General features: G+C 72.3%; 12 protein-coding genes and 1 pseudogene. 7 read left to right on the forward strand and 6 right to left on the reverse strand.

All coding sequences use genetic code 11. The annotated features are described in order from the left end of the window. Positions 1-274: 274 nt before the first annotated feature. Positions 275-1,309 carry a septation protein SepH gene (gene sepH, locus ACFWXC_RS10720; RefSeq protein WP_384476312.1) on the forward strand — a complete coding sequence of 345 codons (1,035 nt, stop codon included), beginning with the start codon at positions 275-277 and terminating at the stop codon, positions 1,307-1,309. Between the two features lie 60 nt (positions 1,310-1,369). On the opposite strand, the gene ACFWXC_RS10725 is transcribed toward sepH, so the two are convergent. Continuing rightward, positions 1,370-2,212, reverse strand: a complete 843-nt coding sequence (locus ACFWXC_RS10725; protein WP_384476315.1) for a sulfurtransferase — start codon at positions 2,210-2,212, stop codon at positions 1,370-1,372. 314 nt (positions 2,213-2,526) lie between these two features. Here ACFWXC_RS10725 and ACFWXC_RS10730 point away from each other — a divergent pair, with 314 nt between their 5' ends. Beyond that, on the forward strand, positions 2,527-3,342 hold the full coding sequence (locus ACFWXC_RS10730; protein ID WP_384476318.1) for a VOC family protein: 816 nt from the start codon (positions 2,527-2,529) through the stop codon (positions 3,340-3,342). Here the strand turns inward: ACFWXC_RS10730 and ACFWXC_RS10735 are convergent. After that, positions 3,332-3,499, reverse strand: a pseudogene (locus tag ACFWXC_RS10735) (thymidine kinase); the annotation flags it as partial. The gene ACFWXC_RS10730 and the pseudogene ACFWXC_RS10735 sit on opposite strands and share 11 nt — an antisense overlap. Positions 3,500-3,629: 130 nt before the next feature. Between ACFWXC_RS10735 and ACFWXC_RS10740 the strand changes: the two are divergent. Next, positions 3,630-3,995, forward strand: coding sequence for a response regulator (locus ACFWXC_RS10740; RefSeq protein ID WP_384476321.1), 366 nt, complete (start codon positions 3,630-3,632; stop codon positions 3,993-3,995). Between the two features lie 41 nt (positions 3,996-4,036). On the opposite strand, the gene ACFWXC_RS10745 is transcribed toward ACFWXC_RS10740, so the two are convergent. After that, a complete protein-coding gene (locus ACFWXC_RS10745; protein WP_384476324.1) occupies positions 4,037-4,696 on the reverse strand; it encodes a response regulator in 660 nt (219 codons plus the stop codon). Positions 4,697-4,803: 107 nt separating this feature from the next. Continuing rightward, a complete protein-coding gene (locus ACFWXC_RS10750; protein ID WP_384476327.1) occupies positions 4,804-7,653 on the reverse strand; it encodes a LuxR C-terminal-related transcriptional regulator in 2,850 nt (949 codons plus the stop codon). A gap of 641 nt (positions 7,654-8,294) precedes the next feature. Here ACFWXC_RS10750 and ACFWXC_RS10755 point away from each other — a divergent pair. The 3 genes from ACFWXC_RS10755 (at position 8,295) to ACFWXC_RS10765 (ending at position 9,818) form a co-directional block, all read left to right on the forward strand. After that, positions 8,295-8,909, forward strand: coding sequence for a hypothetical protein (locus ACFWXC_RS10755; RefSeq protein ID WP_384476330.1), 615 nt, complete (start codon positions 8,295-8,297; stop codon positions 8,907-8,909). Positions 8,910-9,023: 114 nt separating this feature from the next. Further along, on the forward strand, positions 9,024-9,428 hold the full coding sequence (locus ACFWXC_RS10760; RefSeq protein ID WP_384476332.1) for an SsgA family sporulation/cell division regulator: 405 nt from the start codon (positions 9,024-9,026) through the stop codon (positions 9,426-9,428). A gap of 87 nt (positions 9,429-9,515) precedes the next feature. Next, positions 9,516-9,818, forward strand: coding sequence for a WhiB family transcriptional regulator (locus ACFWXC_RS10765; RefSeq protein WP_384476335.1), 303 nt, complete (start codon positions 9,516-9,518; stop codon positions 9,816-9,818). 184 nt (positions 9,819-10,002) lie between these two features. On the opposite strand, the gene ACFWXC_RS10770 is transcribed toward ACFWXC_RS10765, so the two are convergent. Then, positions 10,003-11,400 carry a CHASE3 domain-containing protein gene (locus ACFWXC_RS10770; protein ID WP_384476338.1) on the reverse strand — a complete coding sequence of 466 codons (1,398 nt, stop codon included), beginning with the start codon at positions 11,398-11,400 and terminating at the stop codon, positions 10,003-10,005. Positions 11,401-11,836: 436 nt separating this feature from the next. Between ACFWXC_RS10770 and ACFWXC_RS10775 the strand changes: the two genes are divergently transcribed. After that, on the forward strand, positions 11,837-12,079 hold the full coding sequence (locus tag ACFWXC_RS10775) for a DUF5302 domain-containing protein (RefSeq protein WP_384476341.1): 243 nt from the start codon (positions 11,837-11,839) through the stop codon (positions 12,077-12,079). Positions 12,080-12,355: 276 nt separating this feature from the next. On the opposite strand, the gene ACFWXC_RS10780 is transcribed toward ACFWXC_RS10775, so the two are convergent. Next, entirely contained in the window at positions 12,356-13,006 is a 651-nt protein-coding gene (locus tag ACFWXC_RS10780) for a thymidine kinase (protein ID WP_384476344.1), read from the reverse strand. Between the last annotated feature and the right edge of the window lie 14 nt (positions 13,007-13,020).

Genomic DNA, 13,020 nt, shown 5'->3' on the forward strand with positions numbered 1-13,020 from the left:
GAATGGAGTACTGTTGCGAGCCCTGGATCCGGTCTCCCGCCAGGGCGTCCGGGGCCTTGCAGGACCGCCGGGAGGGGGCTAGTTGCACAGGGTGACGGTTTTGGTCACTTAGCGTTGCGAATAGGTAACCGTGCCATAACGGCGGTGCAGGGCCTGTGCCCGACACGCCGGGCAACTCGGCAAGGTTGTGGCAGGCTGCACCCGGGCAGGCCACACTCGACTAGCGGAAGCAGCGACGCACGTGACGTCGGCAGGCACCACCCGGGAGGTCCCCATGCCCGAACTGCGTGTCGTGGCCGTCTCCAATGACGGCACACGGCTGGTGCTCAAGGCTGCCGACTCTACGGAGTACACGCTTCCGATCGACGAACGGCTCCGCGCCGCCGTCCGCGGCGACCGGCCCCGGCTCGGCCAGATCGAGATCGAGGTCGAGAGCCATCTCCGGCCCCGAGACATTCAGGCGCGGATACGAGCGGGCGCGACCGCGGAAGAGGTCGCCCAGCTCGCCGGGATCCCCGTCGACCGGGTGCGGCGCTTCGAGGGTCCGGTACTGGCCGAGCGCGCCTTCATGGCCGAGCGAGCCCGCAAGACGCCGGTCCGCCGGCCCGGCGAGAACTCCGGGCCGCTGCTCGGCGAGGCCGTCCAGGAGCGACTGGTGCTGCGCGGTGCCGACAAGGACACCGTGCAGTGGGACTCCTGGCGGCGCGACGACGGCACCTGGGAAGTCCTCCTGGTCTACCGGGTCGCGAGCGAACCGCACTCGGCGAGCTGGACCTACGACCCGCCCCGGCGGCTGGTCCAGGCCGTCGACGACGAGGCGCGCTCGCTGATCGGCGAGTCCGACGACCTCGCCGTACCGGAGCCCAGCTTTCCGTTCGTGCCGCGGATCGCACGGCTGCCGCGCGACCGCCCGCTGGACCGTTCCGGCGACCGGGACCGGCCGAGCCTGCCCGCGCAGTCGTCCGAACCGGTCGACGAGACGGCCGGCGAGCGGGACTCGCTGACCAGCCTGCTGGAGGCGGTGCCGAGCTTCCGGGGCGACATGGTGGTCCCGGAGCGCCCTGCGGAGGTCGTCCCGGAGGAGCCCGCCCCGGAACCGGCGGCGGAGGAGCCCCCGGCCCCCGCGGCCTCGGCCGGCTCCGCCTACGCGGACGTCCTCATGCCCCGTTCCGTCGGCAGCCACCGCGACCGGCTGATCGGCGCCACCGACCGCCAGGCCGAGGCGGACGGCGTCCGCCCGGGACGCCGGGCAGCCGTGCCGAGCTGGGACGAGATCGTCTTCGGGACACGGCGCAAGAAGCAGGAGTAGCAGGAGTCGTACGGCCGTACGAAGAGGGGGCACGCGCGCGTGCCCCCTCTTGCCGCTGTCCTACTGCGGGTCGGAGCCGACCGCGACCGGACGGGACGGGTCCGCGGACCACTCCGACCACGAACCGACGTACAGCGCCGCCGGAATGCCCGCCACCGCGAGCGCCAGCACCTCGTGCGCGGCCGAGACACCCGAGCCGCAGTAGACGCCCACCGGGGCCGCCCCGGAGGCGCCCAGCGCCTTGAAACGGTCAGTCAGCTCCCCGGCGGACCGGAAACGGCCGTCCGGGCCGACGTTCTCGGTGGTCGGCGCGGAGACGGCGCCCGGGATGTGGCCGCCGATCCGGTCGATCGGCTCCACCTCGCCCCGGTACCGCTCCCCCGCGCGGGCGTCGAGCAGCACACCCGTGCGGGCCAGCGCGGCCGCCCCGTCCGCGTCGAGCAACTCCAGCGCACCGGACGCCGGTTCGAAGTCACCCTCGGCCGGCTCGGCCGCGTCAGTCGAAAGAGCGCCTTCCCAGGACGGCAACCCGCCGTCCAGGACCCGCACATCCGGGTGACCCGTCCAGCGCAGCAGCCACCACGCGCGCGCCGCCGCCCAGCCGGGTCCGCCGTCGTAGACGACCACCGGCCGGTCCGCCGACACCCCCGCGCGGCGCATCGCCGCCCCGAAGACGGCCAGGTCGGGCAGCGGATGACGGCCGCGGCCCACGGGTGCGGCGGCCAACTCCGTGTCCAGGTCCACGTAGACGGCGCCCGGCAGGTGCCCTGCGGCGTACTCGGCCCGGCCGTCGAAGGCCGCGCCGCCCGGCGCGGTCAGCTGCCAGCGCACGTCCAGCAGTACGGGCGGGTTCGGCCCGGTCAGGTCGTCGGCGAGTTCGGTTGCGGTGATGATGGCTTCCATGGCCCCATCCTTACGCCAGGGGTGGCCGCATCGTCCAGGTACGACTACTCTGCTCGGCCGGACAGGCTCGATCACCGGGCGTACGGGATCGGGCACATGCTGTACGGCTGATGGACACCCGGCGGCAATCGGCCGGAAACGGGCGAGAAACGGCAGATCAGGCATCCTCGCGGCGAAGGCCGCCGCCACGGCCTGGACGCAGTGCGCCACGGAGGGTGCGAGCATCGGCACGGGGCGTGCCCGCGGCTGTGGCACAGCCGGTCCGGAGAGCGGAAGCGACACGGCCACCGCGAGGGGCCGAGGAGAGAGTGACGATGACCGAGGTACGGGGATCGGCCGGCCCGAACGGCGGTACACACGCTCGGCGCGCGCCCGGCACCCCCTGCTGGGTGAGTCTGATGGTGCACGGCTTGACCGCGACCGAGGAGTTCTACGAGGCCTTGTTCGGCTGGGAGTTCCAGCCCGGGCCGCAGCAGCTCGGCCCCTATGTCCGGGCGCTCCTGGACGGGCAGGAGATCGCGGGCATCGGGCAGCTGCCGCCGGACCGCCAGCTGCCGATCGCCTGGACGCCGTACTTCGCCTCGGAGGACGTGGACCTGACGGCCGAGACGGCCCGGCTGTGCGGCGGCACGGTGGGCGTCGGCCCGCTGGACGCGGCCGAGGCCGGGCGGATGGCCATCGGCTCCGACCCGTCGGGCGCGGTGTTCGGCATCTGGCAGGCCTCCGCCCGCCTCGGCACGGCCGTCACCGGTGTCCCCGGCACACCCGCCTGGAACGAGCTGCTCACCTTCGAGACCGCGAGCGTCGCCAAGTTCTACGAGGCGGTGTTCGGCTACACGGAGGAGCCGGTGGTGTCCGCCGACTTCGACTACCTGACCCTGCACGTCGAGGGCCGCCCGGTGGCCGGCATCCACGGGGTCGGACTCTCGCTGCCCCGGGACCGGGGGCCGCACTGGCTGACCTACTTCGAGGTGGCCGACGCGGACGCGACCCTGCGCGAGGTCGCCGAGCTGGGCGGGCAGGTGCTGAAGCCGGCCCGGGACAGCGCACACGGCCGGGTCGCCACCGTGGCCGATCCGGAGGGCGCGGTCTTCTCGGTGATCCAGAGCCCGCGCCGGGTCACGTCGTGACGGGCAGCACGGCCGAGGAGAGGGCCGCCGCACGGGCCGAGGCGGCGGTCGTCCGGCGCCGGTGGTGGCGGCACAGCACCTCGTAACCCACCTTCTGGGCCGACCCGTTGACATCGCCCACGACCACCTGGGCGCCCTCGACGACCGTCTCGCCGCCCCTCCCGTTCGCCGCATGTCCGACAGGCAGGCCACGAGCGCGGACGCGGAGATCCCCGTGCATGAGTGATACACAAACCGTAGGGCTCCCCCTATGGCCCAGCCGCAGGACCCTTGGGCATGCTGAAATCATGTGTATCAACATCGTCATCGTGGATGACGACCCCGGATTCCGACGCATCGCCACGATGCTGCTGACGGCGCGGGGCCTGCGTGTCGTGGCGGAGTCCCGGGACGGCGCCGCGGCCTTGGCCGCGGTGCGGGCACACCGTCCCGACGGACTGCTGCTCGATCTGCACCTGCCCGACCTGGACGGGCTGAGCGTCGCCCGTCAGCTGGCCGAGGAGGAGAACCCGCCGCGGATCGTGCTGACCTCCACCGACAAGTCGCTCTGGTCGCAGGAGGAACTGCGGAGAGCGGGAATCGAGTCCTTCGTCGCCAAGGACAACCTGTTCGACGCGGACCTGCTGAGCCTGTTCGCCCCCTCCGGGTCCTGACGGCGCCCCGGGGCGTGGCCCTTTCGCTCCCGACCGCCCCGCTACTGCCCGAGGTAGCGCAGCACCGCAAGTACCCGCCGGTGCTGCCCGGTGGCCGTCTGGCTGAGCCCCAGCTTCATGAAGATGCCGGTCACGTGCCGTTCCACGGCGGCGACGCTCACGAAGAGCTTCTCGGAGATCCCCGTGTTGGAATGGCCCTCGGCCATCAGGGCCAGAACCTCCCGCTCCTTCGGCGTCAGCGCCGCCAGCGGGTCTTCCGGACGCTTGCGTCCCAGCAGCGCCGATATCACGTCCGGGTCGAGGGCCGAGTCGCGGGCCACGACCCGCTCGACGGCGTCGATGAGGATCTGGGGGCTGGCCACCTTCTCCTTGAGGAGGTAGCCGACCCCGCTCGGATCGTCCCCGACCAGATCGAGCGCGTAGGACGAGTCGAGGAACTGGGACAGCACGATGACGGCCGTTTCCGGCCGCACCGCGCGGATCTTCTGCACGGCAACCAGGCCGTCCGCCTCCAGGGCCGGCGGCATCCGGATGTCGGTGATCACCACGTCGGGCCGATGGGCCTCGGCGGCGCGGACGAGATCCACCGCGTTGTCGACGGAAGCGACCACGTCGATGCCCGCATGGCGCAGGATCGTTGCGATGCCCTCGCGCACAATCGGCTGGTCTTCTCCGAGCACCGCCCGCAGTGGTTGGCTCATGGCTGAATCCTAGCCCGAGTCGGGCCGCGCAGACATGACAAGAATGGGAGGTGGGGCGGTACTCGGACTCGTGTCCCGTTCCGCGCGGACCGGATCGCGCCCGCGGTTCAGACGGAGGCGCCGGTCGACTCGACCTCCAGCGCGTACAGGCGGGCCAGTTGGACCCGGGAGCGGACCCCGAGCTTGTCGAAGGCGTACCGCAGATGCGCTTCCACGGTGCGCGGGGAGACGAACAGCCGCTGCGCCGCCTCGCGGTTGGTGGCGCCGTGGGCGATCAGCCGCACCACGCCGAGTTGCGACCTGGTCAGCCCGCGCCATTCCGGGTCCTGGGCGGCGCAGGCGGCCGGGCCCGCCGTGGTGAGGGACCGGACGCCGAGCTTGCGGAGCCTGCCGCGCACCCGCCGCCCGTCGCGCTCGGCCCCGCACGTGGTGTAGAGCCGCAGCGCCTCCTCGAAGCGGTTCAGGGCGGTGGCGGGGGCGCACTCCCCGGCATCCTCCAGGGCGCGGGCCCGCAGCAGGGGGCGGGCGTCTCCATGGCGTTCCGCCGCCTCGGCGAGCAGTTCAGAGTCCAGGTCGAACAGGCCCCGCGCGTGCATGGCAGCGGTCGCGAAAAGCGGCAGGCCGGGGTTGAGCCGGGCTCGTTCCTCGGCGAACTCCAGCGCCGCGGCTGCCACATCACGCTGCCCGGAGGCGAGTGCGGCCTCCACCAGCAGCACCACGTCCCCGGCGTCGACGCAGGTCACGTGGAGGAAGCCGCGGCGCAGGTGGGCGGCGGCCGCGTCGAGTTGATGACGGGTCAGGGCCTCGTCCCGGTCCAGGGCGACGAGGACGGCGATCCACGCGCCGGCCCTGCGCAACTGCCGGTCGTCGCCCGCGAGGTAGGCCTCGGCCAGGGTCGAGCACGCCTCCAGTTCGGCGTCGTCCCCGGTGTGGAAGGCGGCCCGGGCCCGGGCGCACGCCAGGGCTGCCTCGCTCGCTGCGGACGTCCCCGGAGCGTGCGGTCCGGTCTCGGCCGCCGCCAGTTCCCGCGTCGCCTCCCGCAGCCGGCCGCCGTCCAGCAGCAGCCGGGCCCGCGCGGTGCGCCACAGGGGCAGGTACGCCCGGCGGCCTCGCCGCTCCGCCTCCGCCAGGCCGCCCTCCACCAGGTCCGCGGCGGCCGGGCCGTCGCCGGCCAGGCCCAGCAGCGCGGCCCTCCAGGCCGTCGAGAGCACCACTTCGAAGAGGGCGGGCCCGCATGCCGGGTCGAGCTCGGCGGCTTTCGCCGGCACCGGCTCGCTGTGTTCTAGCGCCTCGGTCCAGTGCTGCCCGTGGCAGGCGCTCATCGACCGGAGAGTACGCTGCGTCAGGTCGTTCAGCGGGTGCGTGTCCCGGTCGCGCGGCAGGGACCCGGCCAGGGCCTCGCCGGTCTCCTCGACCTCGCCCGCCAGCAGACGGTTCAGCAGGGTGACCGAGCGGAGCTGGTCCTTCATCTGCGGCGGGACGCCGTCGTGGTGCAGGGCCCGGCGCAGATGTGCCTCGGCCTGGGCCACCGGGAACCGGCCGCCCATCCGGGTCAGTTCCAGCCACACCTGGGCGTGGGTGGCCGCGTCCGGCGGCGCCTGGACGACCTCGCGGGCCAGTGCGCGGGCCTCGTCGGGCTCGCCGGTCTCCCACAGCAGCGGAATCAGCCGCGCCGTCAGCCTCATCTGCCGGGGTGCGGCGGCCCGGCTCAGGTCCACCGCGTGGCGCAGGTGCGCGGCGGCCGTTGCGGGCGAGTGGGGCGCAAGCTCCAGGGCTGCGGTCTCCAGGACGCGGATCGCGCGCTCGTCGCCGGGCTCGGCGATCTCGGCGATCTCGGCCGCGAGCGCCGCAGGAGGCGTGCCCTCCGCGAGCCGCAGGTCGACCGAGCGCCGGCGCACTGACAGTCGTACGGGCGGGGGCAGCGTGGCGACGACGGCGTCGCGGACCGACGGGGACGCGAAGGCGAGGTGTCGCTGCTCGACCTGCATCAGACCCGCCGCCAGCACCTCGCGCAGGGGCCGCAGCAGAACCGACTCGCGGCGGCCGAGCATCCGGGACAGGTGACGGACAGCGAGCCTGTCACCCAGCACGGAGGCGATCAGCACCAACTCCTTGGCGTCGTCCGTCAATTGGTCGAGCCTGCGGGCGACGACGGCCCCGGCCACCGGGTCCTCGCCGACACGTACACCGTCGGCCGCCTCGGAGCGCGGGGAGAGAAGGGCGGCGCACAGATGCCGGACGGCGCCCGGCAGTCCGCCGCAGAGGGGCAGGTACGGATCCGCCTCCGCGGCCCGCGGCCCCAGAAGGTTCTGAACCAGCAGCCGTACGGCGTCGGGGTCCAGGGCGGCGATGTCGAGTCGGGTCGCCCGCCCGGTGAGCAGGTCGCGGCGCAGCGACTCCACGGCCGGCATGTCGAGGTGGGACCGCGCGGCGAGCACCCACAGCAGCGGCAGCCCGGCGAGCCGCGCGGTGAGCGTGCGCAGCGCGAGCAGGGTCAGGTCGTCGCAGTGCTGCACGTCGTCGAGGACGACGACGAGCGGCCGGTCGCGGGCGAGGTTCCGCAGACCGTCCTCCACCCGCCGCATCGGCTGATGCGGAGAGGGAGAAGGGGAGTCGTGATGCGGAGAAGGGGACTCGTCGTCCGGGGCGGCGGGCGCCGCGCCGAGGGCGTCCAGCAGAGGAGCCAACGGTGGCATGCCGCCCCCGGCGACCCCGCGCCCTGTCAGGACCAGGGCCCCGGCCAGGGCCGCCTCCTCGGCGGCGAAGGCCAGCAAGCGGGACTTTCCGGCGTCGGCGGGACCCTCGATCCACAACACCCCGCCCTCGTGGCGCTGGAGGCCCCTCAGCACCCGCCGAAGGAGATGCTCCCGCTGCGCACCGTGCCTGTCCGGGGGCACCGCGGACACGGGGCCGGTGGTGTCGTTCGTCGTCTTCGCGATGTCAGTCGCCAGGATCAAGGCAGCCTCCAGTGGTCCGTGTGCCGCGCGGCAGGGGCGGTACCCCGCGCTGTGCGGCACTGGCCGCGAGCACGGCCGAGCCGAAGGTGACGGGCCGCGTTCGGGCCTCGGCATGGGCCCTCACACGTGCTGTGCCATCGGTCGTGACACAGGATCTGTCCTCGTCACGTCCGGTGGCTGTCAAGGACACCGGAGAGGCGGCGGGGGGCGCACTCCACGGGCGGTGTGGGGACAACCCGACGTCTGCGTGTGTCCCGGCCCGGATGCCGCCGGCTCGGCCCGGCCCGGTGCGAGCACTCCGTCGCACGTCACACGGCCGATGCGCGCCGCGATGTGGGGCGGGCCCTACACAGGTGTGGGGGAGCCCCGAGGACGGGCGAGGGAGCACACGACAGACCCGGATGCGGCCCGCTCCGAGACTGGCGCTTGGTTCCAGGGGTTTCTGGTCCGACTCCCCCGTCACGGGGGTCCGGAGGGCCGGGTGGAGGAGCGCCGGTCCAGGGAAACGCGATGCGACGGACAGCCGCCACGCCGGCCGCCTTTCGCGTCGACCGGCCCACGGGAACCGACGAGTTTCACCGACAGGACGAGGAAGCGCCGCGGCGCACCGAACACTCGCGGCCGACGAACAGGAAGTGCGAATGGCGCAGTTGGAGATCCTTCGCGACGAGGTCCGGCACCCGCTGAACCGCTCGGGCCTCCGGATGGTCGCGGGGCCGGGCGGGGCCCTCACCCGGGGGACGATGCTGGCCGGTTCACTGGCTTCGGCCGCCGTCGGAGGCACGCTGATCATCGCGCACGTCGGTACGTTGGCGGCGGCCGAGGCGCTCTTCGGTGTGCACATGGCCGTCCAGGGGGTACTGCAACTGCTGGCGGTCCACGCGTCGAAGGCACCGGTGGCGGTCCGGTGGACGTTGTCCGCCGGAGCTCTCGCCGCCCTGCTGCTCGGCGTGGTCCTCCTCCACGGCTGGACCGACACCGTGGCCCTGCTCGGTGTGTGGACCGGGTGCGGCTGGCTGTTGCGGGGATTCACCATGGCCGTCTCGGCCACCGCCGCCTCGGTGAGCCATGTCTTCGTCTACGACGAGGTACTGAACGCGGTGATCGTCTCGGCGGGTCTGTTCATGACCGCCTTCCCCTTCTTGTCCCTCGGGCAGCTGACCGACGTCGGCGGCTGCGTACTGATGGCCACCGGCGGGGTCGAGGCGTTCGCCGCCGCACGGCGGCACCCTCGCACGCTCCGCGCCATCGGCTGAGGCGAACCCCGGGCCGGGGTGGCGCATCGTCCGGCCACCACGCGGCGCGACCGCAGGAGCACGACAACCCACGTTTCCCGGCCGGTCGACCGGCCGAGTCCCAAGGAGGCGACCATGAAGCAGTGCCACCTCTCGCTGAAGATCACCCACTGGGTGTCCTTCGAACTCGCCCTCGAGCCGAACTGCGAGTTCTGGTACGACACCCATGACCCCCTCGCCGTCACGCTGGTCTTCGACACCTACGGCAAGCGGCCGGCGCGCTGGGTCTTCTCCCGGGATCTGCTGGCCGAGGGCATGACCGCCCGTGCGGGCGAGGGCGATGTCGTGCTCTGGCCGCTGTACGACCTCGACGACGAGCCGTCCGCCTTCTCCGTGCGGGTGGGAGGCGCCCGTACGGCGCTCTTCGAGATACCCACCGGACCGGTCGCACAGTGGCTCGACGCGACCTACGCCATGGTGCCGCGCGGGGCCGAGCTGGACCGGGTGGACTGGAACGAGCTGCTCCAGCCGGCGGAGTGAACGTCCGCGGCCGTCACAGCAGGCGTGAGCGGACACCCGGAAGCGTTTCCCGAACGACCGTCACACATCCCCTCCGGAAGGAAGACGATGCGAACCAACCCGCGCCCCCTCCTCGGCGACTGGCAGTGGCAGCAACGTGCCGCCTGCCGCGGAATGAACAGCTCCACCTTCTTCTCGCCGCCGGGCGAGCGGGGCCCGGCGCGCCGCGACCGGGAGGAGAGGGCCCGCCGCATCTGTGCGCGGTGCGAGGTCGTCGACACCTGCGCCGCCACGGCCCTGAAGCACGGGGAGGCTTACGGAGTCTGGGGCGGGCTGTCGGACAACGACCGCCGACAGCTCGGCACGGGTATCGCCGACGCGGCCGAGCAGCGCGACGCGCCGTCGCGGTGACCGACGGCCGGCGGAACCGCCCCGGTTTTCGCGCCGACGGTCAGTGCGCGCCCTGCGGCCTCCGCGCCCCGCGTCCTTGCGGCCCTGACCTGCCGCCCCGCCGTCGGCGGTCGGCCGCACGTCGCGAGACGCATCGTGAGCCAGCCGCAACCAGCCCGAGCCGGTCGAAATATGTGTCTCTGGTTCAGGCCGGTATGGGTATCTGTATCAGGATGGTGGTGCCGCCACCGGGCGGGGAGTCGATGGCCAGCTTGCCGTCGAAGGCCGCCACACGGTCCGCGAGCCCCGTCATCCCGCTGCCGGCGGTGGCCCTGCCCACGCCTCCGACCCCGTCGTCGGCGACCTTGATCCGCAGCGCGTCCCCGAATGCGAGGGTGACATCGATCCGGGACGCCTGGGCGTGCTTGACCGCGTTCGTCACGGCCTCGGCCACGACGAAGTACGCGTTCGACTCGACGGTCGAGGAGATCCTCCGTTCGTCCTTGCTCTCGACGACGGTGGGCACCGGGCACCGGGACGCCAGCTCGTTCACCGCTGCCACCAGCCCCTTCACCGTCAGCACGAGCGGGTAGATGCCCGAAGCGAGTTCCCTCAGCTCGTTGATCGCCGTCTGCGCGTTGTCGATCGACTGATCCAGCAGATCGATCGCTGCCGTCTCGGTGCCGGGCAACAGTTCCCGCGCGAGCCGAAGCCCGATCATCAGACTCACGAGACGTTGCTGTGCCCCGTCGTGCAGGTCCCGGGCCGTGCGCCGGTGTACGGCCTCGGTGCTCTCCATGATGCGTCTACGGCTGTCCTGGAGGGATGCCGCCATGGTGTTGAAGGAAGTGCCCAGGGCCCCGATCTCCGCCACCCTGCTGGGCGTGATCCGCACGCTGAGGTCACCGCCGGCGAGTTCCTCCGCCGCGGCCGCCGCCCCACGCACCGGCCGCACGACCGCACGGTGCTGGAGCACCGTGAAGACGGCCACGAGCGCGGTCGACGCCGCGAGTCCCAAGGCGGCGGCGAGCACCGCCTGGCGGCTGTTGGTGCCCGCCGCGTCCGTGCGCTCCGCGAGCTGAGCGCGTTCGTCCGTCATGTACTTGTCGAACTGGGCCCGCAGGGCATCGACGCGCTGTTTGCCCTCGCCCGTCTCCTCGAGGCTGGACGCGGCGGGATCACCTCGCCGGACCATCTGGACCAGCGGGACCGAGTAGTCGCTGAGAAAGGACTCGACACCGCGCGTGATCTGTTCGGCGGTGCGCCGCTGTCCCGGGGAGGTGGCGCTCTCGGTGAACCGCCGTGCCTCCGCGGGCAACGCCTTGTGCGCCGACTGCCACGGCTGGAGAAACTCCTCCCGCTCCGTGATCACATAACCGCGCTGTCCTGTCTCCAGGTCGAGGAGAAGCTGCTCCATGGAGCCTGCCTCCACGAGGGCCGTCCGGGAGGCGCGTCTGGCCGAGACGGAACTGTTCGCTTCGGAAATCGCCAACAGCAGGACAGCGAAGGCGACGCCGATCAGCAAGGCAAGCAAGCCGCACGCCGCGACCGTGAGGCTCGTCAGCCCCAGCCGCCGGCCCGTGTGCTCCTGCCGCGCGTTCATGTTCCGCCTGCCCCTGGATGGATCGAGACACCTGCGCTGCGCAATGTAACCGCAGGCAAGGAGGAAGACATGCCCACGCCCACGAAGACAGGTCGTCGGGACACGACCTCTGCCCATCGGTACCCGGCGGGAGATTTCAAGTCCAGTGAGACGGCCGTGACGCCATGAGATGTGTGGTGCGGGTTCACGACGCTCGGCCGGGTCGTTGATCCAGGCCGTCGGAGGGTGAAGGCCCGCTGGTCGCCGACCTCCCCCTTGAGCGTCCTGGCCCCCCGGCCCGAAACCCTCCTGTGCGTACCCCTACGAGATGAACGCCCTCGTGGTGTGCCCGGCCGCGAGGCGCCACCCGCCGAAGCCCAGATGCTGTCGCTTGCGCACGGCACTGCGCCCGGCATGACAAGCTGTGCTTCCCAGCGCCCGAACCCAGGAGGTCGCCATGACCGCAGAGTCTGCATCCGGAGAAGGTTCGGAGCCGACCGACCCCGAGACGTCCGCTCCGGCGCTCGACAGCGACGACCAGTCCGACCTGAAACGCAAGTTCCGGGAAGCCCTGGCGCGCAAGCGCGGTGCGCAGGCGGACGCCGCCGGCCTTGCCGCGAATGTCGATGCCTCGAAGGTCCGTGGGAGGCACGGCCCGGCTGCGAGCCAGCGGTCGTTCCGGCGCAAGAGCGGCGGCTGAGTCCATCACATCCGCGATCTGACGACCCTGCGACACGCCTTGAGCGCCACGGACTCGACCAGGATCAGGACGGTGCAAGCGAGTCCGGTCGCTCGGCGAGCGTCACCGTGCGCGCGGCGGCCACGGGCGCGCCGAGCCGCAGGTCCAGGTCAGGCTTGTCCAGGTCGGCGGGCTGCCGTGGCGTGAGGCGCTCGGCCGGCCGGGCACAAACCGCTTCCAGCGGTGGCGGGCGTCGGACCGAGTCACCATCAACGGCCCGGCAGGCAGGTGCGAGCTTCAAGAGGGGGCAAACGGCAGGACGTCCGGCGAGAGCGCGCCGACACGCGCAGCAGCGGTCGTCATGCGGCGGCGGTGATGACGTCGGCACAGCACCTCGTAACCGACCTCCCCGGCCGACCCGTTGACATCGCCCACGACCACCTGGGCGCCCTCGACGACCATCTCGCCGCCCACCGTGCGGGCGTTGTGGGTGGCGCGGGCACCGCACCAGCACAGGGCCTCGACCTGGAGCACCTCGACCCGGTCGGCCAGCTCCACCAGCCGCTGGGAGCCGGGGAACAGCTTGGAGCGGAAGTCGGTGGTGATGCCGAACGCGTAGACGTCCAGGCCCAGATCGTCGACCACGCGCGCGAGCTGGTCTATCTGCTCCGGCGCCAGGAACTGCGCCTCGTCGGCGATGACGTAGTTCGCGCGGCCGCCCCGCGAGAGATGGTCGACCAGGTACGCGTACAGGTCCTGGCCGTCCTCGACCTCCACGGCGTCCGTGACCAGGCCGAGACGGGAGGACAGCTTGCCGTGACCGGCGCGGTCGTCACGGCTGAAGATCATGCCGACGAGGCCGCGGGCCGACCGGTTGTGCTCGATCTGCAGAGCCAGGGTCGACTTCCCGCAGTCCATCGTTCCGGAGAAGAAGACCAGCTCGGGCATGGGGAGTTGAGCAC

It is taken from the genome of Streptomyces sp. NPDC058683 (assembly GCF_042716195.1).
Lineage (GTDB): Bacteria > Actinomycetota > Actinomycetes > Streptomycetales > Streptomycetaceae > Streptomyces.